Below are 15863 nucleotides of genomic sequence, written 5' to 3' on the forward strand. Positions count from 1 at the left end.
GAAGTGCGGTAAATGACAAAGCCTTTCGATCAGCAGGCGTTCGCGGCGGCCGCGGCGGCCCGGTTGACCGGGCCCGGTGGCCGATTCGAGATGGTGGTCGAGGACGTGCTCGGCGCGCCGCTGCCGGTGCTGCGGCACCGCGACAAGTCGCTCGGCGACGTGCTCGCGGCGTCGACCGCCTGGGGTGCACGCGACTATCTCGTCACCGAGGACCGCCGGATGTCGTTCGCCGAGCACGCGGCGGCGGTCGGTGCGCTGGCCACGGCGCTGCGCGACCGCTACGGCATCCGAAAGGGTGACCGCATCGGCATTCTGGCCGCCAACACCCCCGAGTGGGTAGTCACGTTCTGGGCGGCGCAGTGCCTCGGCGCGATCGCGGTGGGCTACAACGCGTGGTGGACGGCCCGCGAAATCGCCTACGGCGTCGAGCACACCGAACCCGCCGTGCTCGTCGTCGACGCGAAACGCGCGGCGCTGGTGGCGGAGCTGGACATCAGGGTGCCCGTGCTCACCATGGAGGCCGAGTTGCCCGGCCTGGTCGCCGAATTCGGCGGCGGCACACTCCCGCGCACCGAGGTGGACGAGGACGATCCGGCGGTCATCCTGTACACCAGCGGCACCAGCGGGCGGCCGAAGGGCGCGGTGCATTCGCACCGAAACCTGGTGGCGGTCATCGGCTATCACCGGTTCAACGACGCGATGGCCGCCGAGTTCGCCGGCGCGACCGAACCGCCGAGCGGGCGGCGGTTCCTGCTCACCTCCCCGCTGTTCCACATCGCCAGCCTGCACAACCTGGTGGTACCTCGGCTGGTGACCGGTGATACCGCCGTGCTCTATCAGGGCTCGTTCGACGCGGATCGGGTGCTGCGCCTCATCGAACGCGAGCGCATCACCAACTGGGGCGCCATGCCGACCATGGCCACCCGGCTGCTCGATCAGGATCTGTCCCGATACGATCTGACCTCGCTGGCCTCCTTCTCGCTGAACTCGGCGCCCTCCTCCGCCGCGCTGCAACAGCAACTGCGCGAACAACTTCCGGTGGCGCGGACCGCGCTGGTCACCAGCTACGGGCTCACCGAGTGCAGCACCGCGGCGACGCTGGCCGGTCCGGCCGAGCTCGCCGCGTTCCCGGATACGGTGGGCCGCCCCGTCATCGGGGCCGCCGTGCAGGTCCGCGACAGCGCGGGCAACCCCGTGCCGGACGGCACCGAAGGCGAGATCTGCCTGCGCAGCCCGTACGTGATGCTGGGCTACTGGAACGACGAGGCGGCGACCGCGGCCGCCATCACCGAGGACCGCTGGCTGCGCACCGGCGACATCGGCGTGCTCACCGAGGGCAGGCTGCGATTGTCCGGCCGGCGTTCGGATCTCATCCTGCGCGGCGGCGAGAACGTCTACCCCACCGAGATCGAGCAGTGCCTCGAGGAGCACCCGGCCGTGCGCGAATGCGCGGTCATCGGGGTGCCCGACGCCGATCTCGGCCAGGCGGTCGCGGCGTTGGTCGTTCTCGAAAGCCCCTCGGCGGCAACCGAAGCGGAGCTGCGTGACTTCGCCGCGGCACGGATCGCCTACTACAAGGTGCCCGCCCGCTGGCGCCTGACCACCACGGCATTGCCGCGCAATGCGACGGGAAAGGTCGTTCGCACCGGCATCGAAGTATGAGGCAGTCTTCGGACAGGCCGCCCGCGACCCCGTAAAATCGGGCACGGATCGGGCATCGCCGCTCGGCCGCTCGCAAGGAGCCACCGTGGACGTTTTCGAGCATCTGGGCAGGGCTGTCGCCTTCGATCGGGCCGGTAGCGGCGCGCCGGTGGTCTTCCTGCACAACGCGGGCACCCAACGCCGGATCTGGGACGACCAGGTGGCGGTGCTGCGGCGCGACCACCAGGTATTCGCGCTGGATCTCCCCGGTTACGGCGAGTCCGAGCAACCCGCGGCCGGCTACCGCCTCGCCGACTACGTGCACATGCTCGGCGCCTTCCTCGACGCCTACCACCTCACCGACGTGGTGCTCGTCGGCAACTGCCTCGGCAGCGCCACCGCGCTGAGCTACACCATGGGGCATCCGGAACGGGTGCGTGCGCTCGTCCTGATCAACCCGCTGACCTGGGACACGGTCAGCTCCGGGCAGTCGGCGGCGCTCGCCTGGGCGGATGCCAGGCTGCCGCTGGGGCCGCTGGCCCGCAGGCTCGCGCTGCCCGGCCGCGCCGTCTCGATGATCCTCGCCAACCAGCTCGGTGCCAGGGGCAAGCGGCAACGACTCCAGGATTCGCCGCGGCTGCGCGCCCACTGGTCCGATCGGGGCCGCCTGCTCGCCCTGCACGGCCTGGTCCAGGACTTCCCGGCCTACGCCGCCTTCGACCGTTTCGACCCGCCGCCGGGCTTTCCGCCGATCTGCACGCTCTGGGGCAAGCAGAACCACATTCTCTCGGCCCGCGCCGGCGCTCGCCTCAATCGCAGGCTGCACGTCCACACGGCGGTCGAGCTGCCCGACTGCGGGCACCTGCCGATGCTGGAGGACCCGGACCGGGTCACCGCGGTCATCACCGATTTCCTGGCCACAACCGGCCGGACAACGGTCCCGAAGGCCGTCGGGGGGTCCTGAGCGGTCCGCTACAGCGGCCCTGCGGTGGGGTACAGCTCGGTGAAGCTGTCCGAGCGCACACCGCAACCGGCGCACTCGAATTCGACGCCGAGGGTGAGCAGCCAATGGATGCGGGTGTGACACGTATCGCACAGGAAGTCGACACCCTCGACATGGCAGCAGCCGCGTTTGCGGATGAACCATTCGGCGCGATGTCGGCATGGCACGGTATCGAAGCGGAAAGTACAGCCCGGCGCGGCGGGCAGCGGGGCCACGATGGCCTCGAAAGTCGTTGGGGCCGTGGCGGAGTTCATCGGCGGTACCTTCCGGCGAGCAGCTGAGCGACGACACGCGGATCCGCGCGGATCCACAACCAGTCATCGTTCGCTAATTATTTGCTGTTACGCGGTGTAGATTCGACGTCCGATACGCCCGTTACTCCCCGCCCACCGGGTTTGATGCGACACCTTCCGGGAACCCGGTCGAATAGAGCCGTCGAGGAAAGGGATCCGTCATGTTGTTACGCCGACTTGCCCGCCCGCTTTTGGCCACTGTCTTTGTCGTGGAGGGTGTCGATACGTTGCGACGCCCGGAATCACGAGTCAAGGCGGCGACCGAGCTGGTGCAGCGAGGCCAGCGTCAGCTGCCCGAGCAATACGCCGCGAAGTTGCCGAGCGATCCGGGAACCGTCGTACGGATCAATGCGGGTGCGCAGGTAGCCGGTGGTGTGCTGCTGGCCCTCGGCAAGGCGCCACGCCTGGCCGCGCTGGTCCTGGCGGCCACCGTGGTCCCGGCCACGGTCACCGAACAGGACTTCTGGAACGAGCCCGACCCGGCGCAGAAGGCGACCAAGCGCAAGGCGTTCCTGAAGGACCTCGGGTTGCTCGGCGGGCTGATGATCGCGGCCGCCGATACCGAGGGCAAGCCCTCGCTCGGCTGGCGTGGCAAGCGGGCCGCCCGCGACGCGGCGGCGACGGTCACCGCGGCACTGCCGTTCACCGGCTCCTCGGACGGCGCGACCAGCGAGCTGCTGAAGCGTCGGGCGCACGAGGTCGCCGCCGCCGCAGGCAGTCTCGGCAGCGCCGCGGCCGCCAAGGGTTCCGAGCTCGCCGAGACCGTCCAGCAGCACGGCCCCGAATGGGCCGCTGCCGCAAAGGAACATGCGACTCCGCTGGCCGAGACGGCCAAGGAGCGCGGCGCGGAACTGGCCGATGTCGCCAAGCACCGCGGCGCGGAGCTGGCCGACGTGGCCAAGCACCGCGGCGCCGAATGGGCCGAGCTCGCCAAGGAGCGCGGACCGAAGTGGGCCGAGTTCGCTCGGGAACGCGGCGCCGAGCTGGCCGAGCTCGCCAGGGAGCGCGGCGCGGAACTGGCCGACGTGGCCAAGCACCGCGGCGCGGAGTGGGCGGAGCTGGCCAAGGAGCGCGGCGTGGAGTACGCGGAGGTCGCCAGGGAGCGCGCCGCCGAGCTGGCGGACACCGCGCGCGATCGTGGCCCGGAGCTGGCCGACACCGCGCGCAAGCGCGGCGGCCGGTTCGCCGACACCGCTCGGCACCGGGTCGAGAAGAGGCTGAACTGAGACAGTACCGGCCCGAAAGCTAGGCCGTCTCTTCGTATCCCACGGAGTTGTCGGCCAGCGCGGCGTCCAGCGACCGCACCCGATGGAAGCTGGGCGCCAGGCCGGTGACCTCCAACGCGCGATCGACGCAGCGCGCCTCGGTGATCAAGACCATTCGGCGCCTGGTCTTTTCGGCCTGGGACTGCGCGTCGACCAGCACCCGCAGGCCGGCCGCCCCGAGAAAGGTGACCGGCGACAGGTCGAGGACGACCATGGCGGCACCGGCACTGAACAGCCGACGGAGCTGATCACGAAAGCTGGGCGCGGTACCCAGATCGATCTCACCGACCACCAGCATCACGGCGATATCGCGGCGCGGACGGCACACCGAAAAACGAAGGACTTCAGTTACTTCCAGTACCGAACGGTCCGGAGGTGGGCCGGAGAACCGCTCGTTGTGGTTGAGGGACATTTGCCGACTCCTCGGGCTGTCTCCACACGGGACAGACCTGTCTTCCTAGTGAAGCATGGCCCGACAGGTCTGTACAGCGTTAGGGTTATACCGTGATGGCAAGCGACGACGTGGTTGTCGGTGCCCGCGAACGGATCCTGTCCACCGCCTACGAACTGTTCACTCGGCGTGGCATCCGAGACGTCGGCGTCGACGAGGTGATCGCCAGGGCGAACATCGCGAAAGCGACTCTATATCGCCATTTTCGCACCAAGGACGAATTGGTCCTCGCGGTACTGGCCCGGCGCGAGTTGCTGTGGACCTTCGGGCTGATCGAGCAGCGCTCCCGCGGGCTGGGCAGCACGGCGGAGGAGCGGCTGCTCGCCATCTTCGATGTCCTCGACGATTGGTTCCGTACCGACGGATTCGAGGCGTGCACGTTCATCAATGTGCTGCTGGAGATGGGGCCGGAGCATCCGGCCGGGCGGGCGAGCATCGACCACCTGGACACCATCCGCAGCGTCGTCCGGTCTCGCGCCGAGGAGGCGGGGCTGCGCGACCCCGAGGACTTCGCCAGGTCCTGGCACATCCTGATGAAGGGCTCGATCGTGTCGGCCACCGAGGGTGACCGGCATGCGGCCCGACGCGCCCAAGCCATGGCGCGGAACCTCATCGACAGTCACCGCGTCGAGCCTGCGGCCTGACCCGTTGAGCTCGATGTCGGTCGGGCAACCGGTCACCCCGAGTGTCGGCTCGCTCACAGCCGGGGATATGCCCGGGAACTACAAGGCGTAGTTGGCCGACTACCTGGTCATGCAGCGAACAGCCATGCGGATCAGCCCGCAGGGAGATTTCGGTGTGGTGGTCGAGGACTTCGACCCCACCTCGCCCGACGATGTCCGCGCGGTCAAGCGCGCCGTGTACCGCGAGCGGATCGCGGTGATCAAGGGCATCGAGCTCGATCCGCACCAATTCGTCGCGCTGGCAAGCGGTTTCGGTGATCCGGCGCGCTACTACGAGCCGATCTACCACCACCCGCAGGTGCCCGAGGTGTTCGTGTCGTCCAATGTCGACACCGGCCCGCAGCGGGTGGGGGTACCGAAGACCGGGAAATTCTGGCATTCGGACTACCAGTTCATGGCGCGGCCGTTCGACCTGACGTTCACCCACACCCAGGTGGTGCCGACGCACAGCCGGGGTACCTACTTCATCGACCTGGCCCGCGCCTACCGCGACCTCAGCCCCGATCTGCGGCGGGCCGTCACCGACACCGTCGCGACGCACAGCGTGCGCCGCTACTTCAAGATCCGGCCGAGCGACGTCTACCGGCCCGTCTCCGAGTTGCTCGCCGAGATCGAGCGGAAGACGCCGCCGGTGACGCTGCCGACGGTGCACGCGCACCCGCACACCGGGGAGCCTGTCGTGTACGTCAGCGAGGGCCTCACCGAGTCCATCACCGCGGCCGACGGCACCGACCGGCCCGATCTACTGCACGAGTTGCTCTCCGCCACCGGACAACTGGACGACACCTTCGCGCACCCGGCGATCCGGCTACAGACTTTCGAGCGCGGCGATCTGCTCATCTGGGACAACCGCAGCCTGGTGCACCGGGCGCTGCACACCACCACCGGTGAGCCCGCGGTGTCGCACCGGGTCACCGTGTACGACGACGAAGGCGTCCCGGCGTGACCGGGGAGGTATTCGCCGACGATCCGTTGCTGCTGTCGGAGGTGCTGCGTTGCTACAAGCCGCACTGCCGTTATCTGCGTGCGCTGACGGTCGAGGCGCGGGGCGAACAGGCGACGGCCACCGGCATTTTCGAGATCGCCGAGTCCTGCTACATCGACGCGACCGGTCACCTCAACTCGGTCGAGGTGAACATCTGTTACAACCAGATGCTCTACCAGACCATCGCGGTGCTGGTGCGCCACCGCGTCGGTCCGGTGTTCGGCGGCTGGACCATGGACGACTACTGGCGGCGCCAGCTGCCCGGCATCCTGATCACCAGGCTGGACAGCGAGTATCGACGGCCGATCGATCCGCGGCGGTTCTACGGTGAGTTCATCCTCGCGGGTAGCCAGGAACGCGTCAGCTCGACCGATGGTGCGCCGTTCACCTCGTTGGACACGTCGTTCCGGTGTTGGGACGACGCGGGGGGTCGCTGCGCGGGCACGGTGCGGTTGGCCATTGTCGATGTGGAACAACCGCTGGGAGCGATGGGATGAGCGCACCCACGGTGACTTCGATCCTCGCCGAGCACGCGCGGAACCGCCCAGACATCCTTGCGATCTCATGCGCGGGAACAGGTCTCGAATACGCACGCCTGCACGCCGACAGCATCCGACTGGCCCGAGCATTGCGTGCCTCGGATATCGGTACGGGCAGCCGGGTGGCGTACCTCGGCCAAGAGTCCGTCTACTACTACGCCCTGTTCTTCGCCTGCGCGCGGCTCGGCGCGGTGCTGGTGCCGATCAACTTCCGGCTGACCGCGCCGGAGGTCGAACACATCATCCGGGACTCCGGCAGCGCGCTGGTGCTGGTCGACGCCGATACCGCGGGCATCGCGAGATCCGCCGCGCCGCACGTGCGCTCGGTCCGCATGGACGGCGACGAGTTCGCCGGATGGCTCGCCGACGTCGCCGACCCGGATTCCGGGGAACGGCCATCGGGTCGCGACGGCGCGGTGATCCAGCTGTACACCAGCGGCACCACAGGACTGCCCAAAGGTGTTGTGCTGGCGCAACGTAGCTTCTTCGCCATCGCGGACCTGCTCGACCAGGCCGGGCTGGACTGGATCGACTTTCGCGACGGAGACCGCAACCTCATCGGTATCCCAGGCTTTCACGTAGGTGGAATCTGGTGGGCTATGCAAGGTTTCGCGGCAGGTATCACCAATGTGGCGATGCCACGGTTCGACAGCACCACCGCGGCGGCGCTCATCGAGGAAGCCCGGATCACCACCATGTGTGTCGTCCCGTCGATGCTGCGGTTGATCCTCGGCGAACCTCGGGTGACGCCTGCGGCCGTCGGGTCGGTGCGCAAAGTCGTCTACGGCGGATCGCCGATCTCGGAGACGCTGCTGCGGGCGGCATTGGAGCTCTTCGACGCCGAGTTCGCGCAGATCTACGGCCTCACCGAAACGGGCAATACCGCGATCTGCCTGCCGCCGGCGGACCACGTGGCAGGCAACCCGCGGCTGGCTGCGGCGGGCAGGCCGTATCCCGGTGTGTCCGTGCGGATCATCGATTCGTCCGGCACGCAGCGGCCACCCGGCGAGGTGGGCGAGATCTGCCTGCGCTCGCCCGCCGCCATGCTCGGTTACTGGAACATGCCCGAGGCCACGGCGCAGACACTGATCGACGGCTGGATCCACACCGGCGACGCCGGATACGTGGATGCCGACGGCTACCTGTATATCCGAGACCGCCTGAAGGACATGATCATTGTCGGCGGCGAGAACATCTATCCCGCCGAGATCGAGAATGCCCTGGCCCGGCATCCCGCCGTGGCGGATTCGGCGGTGATCGGCGTACCCGACGACATCCTCGGCGAGTCGGTGCATGCGTTCGTCGCGTGCCGGCCCGGTGCGCAGGTTCGGGTGCGCGAGCTGATGACGTTCTGCCGGGAGCAGCTGGCGTGGTTCAAGATTCCGGTGCGCTTCGAGTTCGTCGACCGCATTCCGCGCAATCCCAGCGGCAAGATCCTGCGCTGGCAGCTGCGCGATCGGTTCTGGGCCGACCGGGACAGACAGGTCAACTGAGCGCGATGGAACCTCTCAGCTACGACAGCGTGCGTGCGGACATCGCCGACGTGCTGTATCTCGAACCACACGAAGTGGGCGACACCGAGGATCTGTTCGCCGCCGGACTCGACTCGGTGCGGCTGATCGGCTTGATCGAGCGGTGGAAGTCGCGCGGCGCCGCACCGGCCTTCGTGGACCTGGCCGAGAACCCCACCCTTGCCGCCTGGTGGCCGCTGCTCGCCCCGCGGTCCGCGTCGTGAGCGCGCCTGCCCGAGCGGTCGACGGGGCCGAGCGCCCGCAAGGTGGGGCCGTCGGTTCGGTTACCGCGCGACCGTTGACCGCCGCACAGCTCGGTGTCTGGCTCGGGCAGCAGCTGGACCCGGCCTCGACCGCCTTCAATATCGCCGAGTACGTGGAGATCTCGGGTCCGGTCGTGCCTGCGAAGCTGGTTGCCGCGATTCGCACGGCAGTCGATGAGGCTGCGGCGCTGCATGTTCGGTTCGTCGAGGACGGCCCTCGGCAGATCAGCGCAGCCCACGACTGGGCGGTTCAGGTGGTGGATGTTTCGGGTGCGCCGGATCCGCTGCACGCGGCAGTCGAGCTGATGGATCGGGATGTCGCGCGGCCGGTGGTCCTGGCACACGATGCGCTCTTCGCGCACATCGTCTTCCGGCTCGGGGCGCAGCGGACGCTCTGGTATCACCGGGTGCACCACATCCTGCTCGACGGCTACGGCATGGCCCTGATCGCGCGACGGGTGGCCGAGCTGTACACCGCCTCGGTGGCCGGAACATCGCCGCCGCCGTACGCCTTCGGGGATTGGGATGCGGTGCTGGCGGCCGATCTCTCGTACGCGGACTCCGCCGAACTCGACCGTGATCGCGCGTTCTGGCTCGATTACCTCCGCGATCGGCCTGCCCCCGTGACCCTGTCCGGTGCCGCACCACGTACGAGTTCCGCTGCGGGCCGGATACTTCGTGAGTTCACCACGCTCGACACCGAGATCGTCGCGCTGCTGCGACGCGTCGCGCAGGCCACCCGCGCCAATTGGACCGACGTGTTCACCGCGGCGGTCGCCGCTTACCTACACCGGATGACCGGCGCCGCGCAGGTGTGTCTCGCGCTGCCGGTGATGCTACGGACCGGGACGCCCGCGTTGCGGGTGCCGTGCATGACGCTTAACGGGGTGGCCCTGTGGGCCGATTGCGCGGACGACCCGACGCTGACCGAGCTGACCGACCAGATCGCGCGTCAACTGGTCCGTAGCCGCCGTCATCAGCGCTACCGCAGCGAGCAGGTGCGCCGGGACCTCGGTCTGGTCGGCAGCGACCGCAGCATGTACGGGCCCTCGGTCAACATCATGCTGTTCGACTACGACCTGCGCTTCGGTGCATGCACCAGCACGGTCCGCAATGTCACCGCGGGCATGATCGACGATCTGGTCTTCAACCTGTACGACCGGATGGATGGCGCCGGGCCGACGCTGTATCTCGACGGCCATCCGAGTTCGTACACAGCGGCGGAGCTGACGACGCATCTTCGGCGCTTCACTACGTTTCTCCGCCGCATCCTGGCGGAGCCCGATCGCACCCTCGCCGCGGCCGATCTGTTCCTGCCGGGAGAACGAGAGTCGTTGCGTGCCAACAGCAGCGGCCCCTCGCGTACTCGGCACGACGGCACCGTGCCCGACTTGCTGACGGACCAGGTCGCCCGCACCCCGACGGCTACGGCGCTCGTCGACACCGGTGCCGGGCAGGCGCTCACCTATGCCGAACTCGACTGCCGGACACAACTACTGAGTGCCACGCTGACCGCAGCGGGTACTCGCCCTGGCGACGCCGTGGCGGTGCTGCTTCCGCGCACCGGCGACGCGATCGCCGCGCTGTTCGCCGTACTGGCTTGTGGTGCAACCTATGTCCCGCTCGACCCCGGGCAGCCCGTGGCACGATCGGCGCTGCTGCTGGAGGGTTTGACCGAGGGGACCGAGCTCGCCGCCATCGTGACCACGACCGCGCTGACCACCATGATTCCCACCGCACTACGCGACCGAGCCGTCGTGCTGGATGACGGTGGCCTACCGGCCGTCCCGCACGCCCATCCGCCGATCCGCCTGCACCCCGAGCACCCGGCCTGGGTGATCCACACCTCGGGCACCACCGGAACTCCCAAGGCCGTGGTGATTTCACACGGCTCGGTGCTGAACCTCTACCACCACCATCGCGAGCATCTCATCGAGCCCGCGGTGGCGGCGCGCGGTGGGCGACGGATGCGCGCGGCGCTCACCGCATCGCTGACCTTCGACACCGCGTGGGAAGGGCTGCTCTGGCTGCTCGCGGGACACGAGCTGCATCTCATCGACGACGACCTACGGCGCGACCCCGACCGGCTGGTGCGCTACATCAGGGACCGGCGTATCGACTTCCTCGATGTCACACCGACTTTCGCGCGTGAACTGCTGGCCGCAGGGCTACTCGCCGGAGCCCATCGGCCGGAGGTGCTGGCGCTGGGCGGCGAAGCTGCCGACCCGGCCTTGTGGACCACGCTGCGCGCCGAGCCGGGCATCTCGGTCTACAACCTCTACGGCCCAACGGAATGCACTGTCGACGCCACCTGGACCACCCTCGCCGCGCACCCCACACCCTCGATCGGAACTCCCGTCAGCAACGGCCGCTGCCACGTCCTGGATAGACGCCTGCGGCCGGTGCCGCCCGGAGTCATCGGCGAGCTATACATCGGCGGCATGCCGGTCGGGCAGCGGTATCTCGGTGCGTCTGCCGCGACCGCGACACGATTCGTGGCCGACCCGTTCGACGCGAACGGCGGTCGGCTCTACCGCACCGGCGATCTGGTGCGATGGCACAGCGACGGCCGGCTGGAGTATCTGGGCCGCGACGACAGCCAGCTGTCGTTGCGCGGCTATCGCATCGAGGAAGGCGAGGTGACGGGCGCGCTCACCGAACATGCGCAGATCGGCGCGGCGGCGGTGCGTATCCACGGCGAAGTCCTTGTCGCCTATGTGGTGCCCACGCCCGGCGCGAGTGTGCCCGAGGCGCAACACCTCCGCGCCCACCTGGCCGGACGGCTACCCGACTACATGGTGCCGTCGGTGTACGTCACGCTGGATCGTCTGCCGCACACCACGAACGGAAAGCTGGATCGAGCCGCACTGCCCGCGCCGCCGGACGCCGGACCCTCCGGCCGAGCCCCGCGCACACCCACCGAGCGCGCGCTGGCCCGATTGTTCGCCGAGGCACTCGAGGTCGAGTCGGTCGGCATAGATGACGACTTCTTCGCACGTGGCGGGCATTCGTTGCGTGCGGCGAAGGTGCTCAACGCCGCTCGGGAGGCGTTCGGGGTGCGGTGGGATCTGCGCGTCATGTTCGACACACCCACCGTCGCCGGGCTCGCCGAACGCCTCGAGTCCGGCCGGGACGGCGGGGCGACGTGGACGGCAGCGGACCTCGAAGCAGACACCAGGCTCGACGACACCATCCGCACGACGGCCGAACCGCGGACGCGGCCACACACGATATTGCTGACCGGCGCGACCGGATTTCTCGGCGCGTTCCTGCTCGCCGCCTTGCTCGAACGCACCGACTATCAGGTGTACTGCCTGGTCCGGGCAGACGACGATGCCGCGGCACGGCGTCGCATCGAAGCATGCTGCGCGCGTTACGGTCTCGACGCTCCGACCGCGAATCGGGTCACGGCCATCGCGGGCGACCTCGCCCTCCCCCGGCTCGCCCTTTCGCCGACGCGCTACCAACAGCTGGCCGACACCGTCGATGTGATCGTGCACAACGGCGCCCGAGTCCACCACTTCGAGCCGTACGCCCAACTCCGTCCGGCGAATGTCGAAGGCACCGAACGCATTCTGCGCCTCGCGGCCACCGGCACGACCAAGCCGGTCCACTTCATCTCCTCCATCGACACCGCGTTCGCGGCCGATGGCAACCCACCGATCCTCCGTGCAGACCGACGGGTGGCCGCGACGTCGCTGCCGCACAACGGTTATGTCGCAAGCAAGTGGGTAGCGGAGGGCCTGGTGTACGCCGCCGCCCACCGTGGCGTGCCGGTCACCGTGTACCGGCCCGGTCGCATCGGCGGCCACTCGGTGACCGGCGTCTGCGGCCCGGACGACGCGTTCTGGAGTCTGATCCGCGCGATGGTCGTGCTCGAGGCTGTCCCCGACGAGAGCTATGCCGCGAGCACCCTCGACCTGGTACCGGTGGACTGGGTCGCCGCCGTCGTCACCCATCTTGTCGCCCACCCCACGACGGCCTCGACCTACCACCTGACCAGCCGCCGACCGCTGACCTTCGACACTGTCATCGACGCACTGCGTGCACGCGGTTACCCGATCGCCGCGATCCCCGCTTCGATGTGGCACGCGCGGTTGACCGCTATGGCGGACCAAGCCTCCGCGCAAGACGACCATGCGCTGACCATCGCTCGCGCGCATGCCGCGCACATGGTTTCCCCCGGCGCCGCCGTCAGCTACGGGCATGACAACTCCGCCGCACTCGATCCACCACTCCCGCAACCGGATCCCGCCGCCGCTCTCATCGCCGGGATCGACTACCTGATCGACACCCGTTTCCTGCCGCCGCCACCGGCCGCGGCGCAACGATCGAAGAGGCACCCATGCTGATGAAACGCGCGCTGCTGCTGGCACTCGCGGCAAGCACCCTCGCCGTCACCGGCTGCACGACCACGGTCACCGACGCGGCGGACCATCGGCCGTCCGCGGCGGCCACCGAAGGGGTCACCGAATACCCAGTGTCCCTGGAGAATTGCGGCAAGACCTACACCTTCACCGAGGCACCGAAGCGCGTCGTCGTGATGAACGGCGGCTCCGTCGGCGAGGTGTCCGCGCTGCTCGCGCTCGGCGTCGCCGACCGCGTGGTGGCCAACGCACAGTCCTACGGCGCCTCCGACGTGCCGGACCGGGCCGCCGCGATCGACGCGCTGCCCACCGGTCGAATCACCCCGAACAGTCTCCAGGACATCCCCCGCGAAGCGATGCTGAACCAGCACCCCGACCTGGTGATATCCACCGGTGGTGGCGGTTTCGCCGCCGACCAGGGATTCGCTACCCGCGACGAGCTGGCCGCCGCGGGCGCCAATACCTATGTGCCCCGCGCGAACTGCGGGGTCACCGGTGCCGTCACCGGCACGCCGACGATCGAGGACAGCTACGCGCTGCTGCGCGATCTCGGCACCATCTTCGACGTGCCGGGCCGGGCCGAGCGGCTCATCGCCGACTCGCGGCGCGCGATCGCCGAGACGGCGAACCGGGTTGCCGGACAACCGAAGAAGAACGTGCTGCTCGTCTTCCCCGGCATGGGGATGGGCGATTCCTCGGACTTCTCCGCCATCGCGGCGGACGGCATCTGGAACGACGTGATCGGCAAGGCGGGCGGGGTGAACTCGTTCGATCGCGACGACGGCACCACGTTCGTGACAATCAGCAAAGAACAACTCGCGGTGACGCCGATCGACGGGCTCATCGTGGTCAACTACCGCAGCCCCGACATCGACGCGGTCGCCGAACGCATACTCGCGCAATTCCCCCAGTGGGCGGCCACGCGGACCAAGAGCTATGCGGTGCTGTCGGACTCGATCTACCTCGGTCCGAGCAACGACGTCGCGGTGCGGCGCATCGCGCAACTGGTGCACCCCGAGCAGTTCCGATGACCCGGACCGCCACCCGCGCGCCGTTGGCACGGACACCGCTGCCGATCGTGCTCGCGATCTCGGCCGCGGTGCTGCTCGCCGTGATGCTGCTGTCGATCGCCGCGGGCTCGGTCACCGTCTCGGTTGCCGACACCGGACGAGTGATCCTGGCCCATGTGTCCGGCAAGACACCGGATGTCGGCTTCACCGTCGACCAGATCGTCTGGCACTACCGCCTGCCCCGGGTGATCCTGGCCGCACTCTGCGGCTGCGGTCTCGCGGTGGCCGGCGTGATTCTGCAAGCGCTGGTGAACAATCCGCTGGCCGACCCGTATGTGCTCGGATTGTCCTCCGGTGCTTCGCTCGGCGCGGTGACCGTCATCGTGACGACCGGCGGCGTCCTGGGCGGTGTCGGGGTGAGCGCCGCGGCCTTCTGCGGCGCGGTCGCGACCATCGCGGTGGTTTTCCTGCTCGGGCAGCAACGCGGCACCCTGGTGCCGACCCGGCTGGTGCTGGCCGGGGTCGCGGTGGGGTACCTCTTGCTGGCCGCCACGAACTACCTCCAACTGCGCGCCTCGCCGAATGAGCTACGGGCGGTGATGTTCTGGACGATGGGCAGCGTCGCCGGAGCGAGCTGGGACCGGCTCGGCCCGGTGACCGTGGTGGTGCTGGTGACCGTCGCCGTCGTGCTCGCCTTCGGGCGTCGGCTCAATGTGCTCGGCACCGGCGACGAGCAGGCCACCGCGCTCGGCGTCGATGTGCGCACGCTCCGGATTGTCCTGCTGGTGCTCGCCTCGCTGCTGACGGGCGTGCTGATCGCGGTGGCCGGCGGCGTCGGCTTCGTCGGCTTGATGATTCCGCATCTGGTCCGGCTCGGCTTCGGCCTGGATCACCGGCGGGTGCTGCCGCTGTCCGCCGTGTTCGGTGCCGCGTATCTGGTTGCGGTAGACCTGCTTTCCCGCACGGTCGACGCACCCAACGAGTTGCCGCTCGGTATCTTCACCGCGGCGTTCGGCGCGCCGTTCTTCCTCTGGCTGCTGCGCCGCAACGGTGGGCCGGCATGAGCGCCTCGGCCGAATTGTCGGTTGCCGGAGTGCGGGTCATGTTCGGCGACGCCGCCGTCCTGGACAAGGTGACCCTGCACGCGCCACCCGGCGCGGTCGTCGGCCTGGTCGGCCCCAATGGCAGCGGCAAGACCACGCTGCTGCGCACCGTCTATCGATCACTTCGACCTGCCGGGGGCATCATCGCGATCGATGGTGCCGACATCACCGGGATGCCGGTACGCACGGCGGCGCAGACCACCGCGGCGGTGCTCCAGAACGGTTCCGGCGCACCGGAATCGACCGTCGCCGAAGTGGTCGGCCTCGGCCGCAATCCACACCACGCCCTGTTCAGCCGGGACACCGCGGCCGACCACCTCGCCGTCGCGGACGCCATGGCGCGAACCGGCGTCAGCGCCTACGCCGACCGCACCGTCGGCTCCCTGTCCGGCGGTGAACGTCAGCGCGTCCTGCTCGCCCGAGCCCTCGCGCAACAACCACGCCTGCTGGTACTCGACGAACTGACCAACCATCTCGACGTCCGCGCCCGCTTCGAACTCCTCGACCTGATCCGGTCCACCGGCATCACCACCCTGGCGGTGCTGCACGAACTCGACCTCGCCGTCCGCTGTTGCGACCGGCTGGTCGTCCTCGACCACGGCCGCGTCGTCGCGGCGGGCGGGGTGCTCGAGGTGATGACGCCGGAGCTACTCCGCACGGTGTTCGGGGTGCACGCCACGGCGACGAAGCACGCGGACGGAGTCATCCGATTGCAGTACGCCGCAAACCCTTTGGCCGAGCTGTGACCG

The 15863-nt window shown here is 68.9% G+C and carries 14 protein-coding genes; 12 read left to right on the forward strand and 2 right to left on the reverse strand.

Features of this window, described 5'->3' with window-relative positions; translation table 11 throughout:
• Positions 1–12: 12 nt before the first annotated feature.
• Together ACIHA7_RS01545 and ACIHA7_RS01550 are read left to right on the forward strand one after the other, a co-directional pair.
• Positions 13–1662: a class I adenylate-forming enzyme family protein gene (locus ACIHA7_RS01545; RefSeq protein WP_397284434.1), complete on the forward strand. Its 1650-nt coding sequence runs from the start codon at positions 13–15 to the stop codon at positions 1660–1662.
• Between the two features lie 85 nt (positions 1663–1747).
• A complete protein-coding gene (locus ACIHA7_RS01550; protein ID WP_397284436.1) occupies positions 1748–2605 on the forward strand; it encodes an alpha/beta fold hydrolase in 858 nt (285 codons plus the stop codon).
• An 8-nt stretch (positions 2606–2613) separates the two neighbouring features.
• Here the strand turns inward: ACIHA7_RS01550 and ACIHA7_RS01555 are convergent, their stop codons facing one another.
• Positions 2614–2898, reverse strand: a complete 285-nt coding sequence (locus ACIHA7_RS01555; RefSeq protein WP_397284438.1) for a hypothetical protein — start codon at positions 2896–2898, stop codon at positions 2614–2616.
• 200 nt (positions 2899–3098) lie between these two features.
• Here ACIHA7_RS01555 and ACIHA7_RS01560 point away from each other — a divergent pair, with 200 nt between their 5' ends.
• A complete protein-coding gene (locus ACIHA7_RS01560) occupies positions 3099–4163 on the forward strand; it encodes a DoxX family protein (RefSeq protein WP_397284440.1) in 1065 nt (354 codons plus the stop codon).
• 19 nt (positions 4164–4182) lie between these two features.
• Here ACIHA7_RS01560 and ACIHA7_RS01565 read toward each other — a convergent pair whose 3' ends face one another.
• Positions 4183–4614 (reverse strand): STAS domain-containing protein, encoded by a 432-nt coding sequence (locus ACIHA7_RS01565; RefSeq protein ID WP_397284442.1) that lies wholly within the window; start codon positions 4612–4614, stop codon positions 4183–4185.
• A gap of 95 nt (positions 4615–4709) precedes the next feature.
• Between ACIHA7_RS01565 and ACIHA7_RS01570 the strand changes: the two genes are divergently transcribed.
• From ACIHA7_RS01570 to ACIHA7_RS01610, 9 genes are all read left to right on the forward strand, one after another.
• Complete coding sequence (locus tag ACIHA7_RS01570) at positions 4710–5297, forward strand: TetR/AcrR family transcriptional regulator (protein ID WP_397284444.1); 588 nt, start codon at positions 4710–4712, stop codon at positions 5295–5297.
• Positions 5298–5388: 91 nt separating this feature from the next.
• Positions 5389–6282, forward strand: coding sequence for a TauD/TfdA dioxygenase family protein (locus tag ACIHA7_RS01575; RefSeq protein WP_397284446.1), 894 nt, complete (start codon positions 5389–5391; stop codon positions 6280–6282).
• Complete coding sequence (locus ACIHA7_RS01580; protein WP_397284448.1) at positions 6279–6818, forward strand: FcoT family thioesterase; 540 nt, start codon at positions 6279–6281, stop codon at positions 6816–6818. Before ACIHA7_RS01575 ends, ACIHA7_RS01580 begins: the two co-directional genes overlap by 4 nt.
• The gene (locus ACIHA7_RS01585) at positions 6815–8353 is read left to right on the forward strand and encodes a long-chain-fatty-acid--CoA ligase (protein ID WP_397284450.1); all 1539 of its coding nucleotides are present in this window, start codon (positions 6815–6817) and stop codon (positions 8351–8353) included. The genes ACIHA7_RS01580 and ACIHA7_RS01585 overlap by 4 nt, the downstream gene beginning before the upstream one ends.
• A gap of 5 nt (positions 8354–8358) precedes the next feature.
• Positions 8359–8595: a phosphopantetheine-binding protein gene (locus tag ACIHA7_RS01590; RefSeq protein ID WP_397284452.1), complete on the forward strand. Its 237-nt coding sequence runs from the start codon at positions 8359–8361 to the stop codon at positions 8593–8595.
• On the forward strand, positions 8592–12986 hold the full coding sequence (locus tag ACIHA7_RS01595; protein WP_397284454.1) for an amino acid adenylation domain-containing protein: 4395 nt from the start codon (positions 8592–8594) through the stop codon (positions 12984–12986). The genes ACIHA7_RS01590 and ACIHA7_RS01595 overlap by 4 nt, the downstream gene beginning before the upstream one ends.
• Complete coding sequence (locus ACIHA7_RS01600; RefSeq protein WP_397284456.1) at positions 12980–14032, forward strand: ABC transporter substrate-binding protein; 1053 nt, start codon at positions 12980–12982, stop codon at positions 14030–14032. The genes ACIHA7_RS01595 and ACIHA7_RS01600 overlap by 7 nt, the downstream gene beginning before the upstream one ends.
• On the forward strand, positions 14029–15075 hold the full coding sequence (locus ACIHA7_RS01605) for a FecCD family ABC transporter permease (RefSeq protein ID WP_397284458.1): 1047 nt from the start codon (positions 14029–14031) through the stop codon (positions 15073–15075). The genes ACIHA7_RS01600 and ACIHA7_RS01605 overlap by 4 nt, the downstream gene beginning before the upstream one ends.
• Positions 15072–15860, forward strand: a complete 789-nt coding sequence (locus ACIHA7_RS01610; RefSeq protein WP_397284460.1) for an ABC transporter ATP-binding protein — start codon at positions 15072–15074, stop codon at positions 15858–15860. Before ACIHA7_RS01605 ends, ACIHA7_RS01610 begins: the two co-directional genes overlap by 4 nt.
• The last annotated feature ends 3 nt before the right edge of the window (positions 15861–15863 follow it).

This window comes from Nocardia sp. NPDC052316, from assembly GCF_044547795.1.
Taxonomy (GTDB): domain Bacteria; phylum Actinomycetota; class Actinomycetes; order Mycobacteriales; family Mycobacteriaceae; genus Nocardia.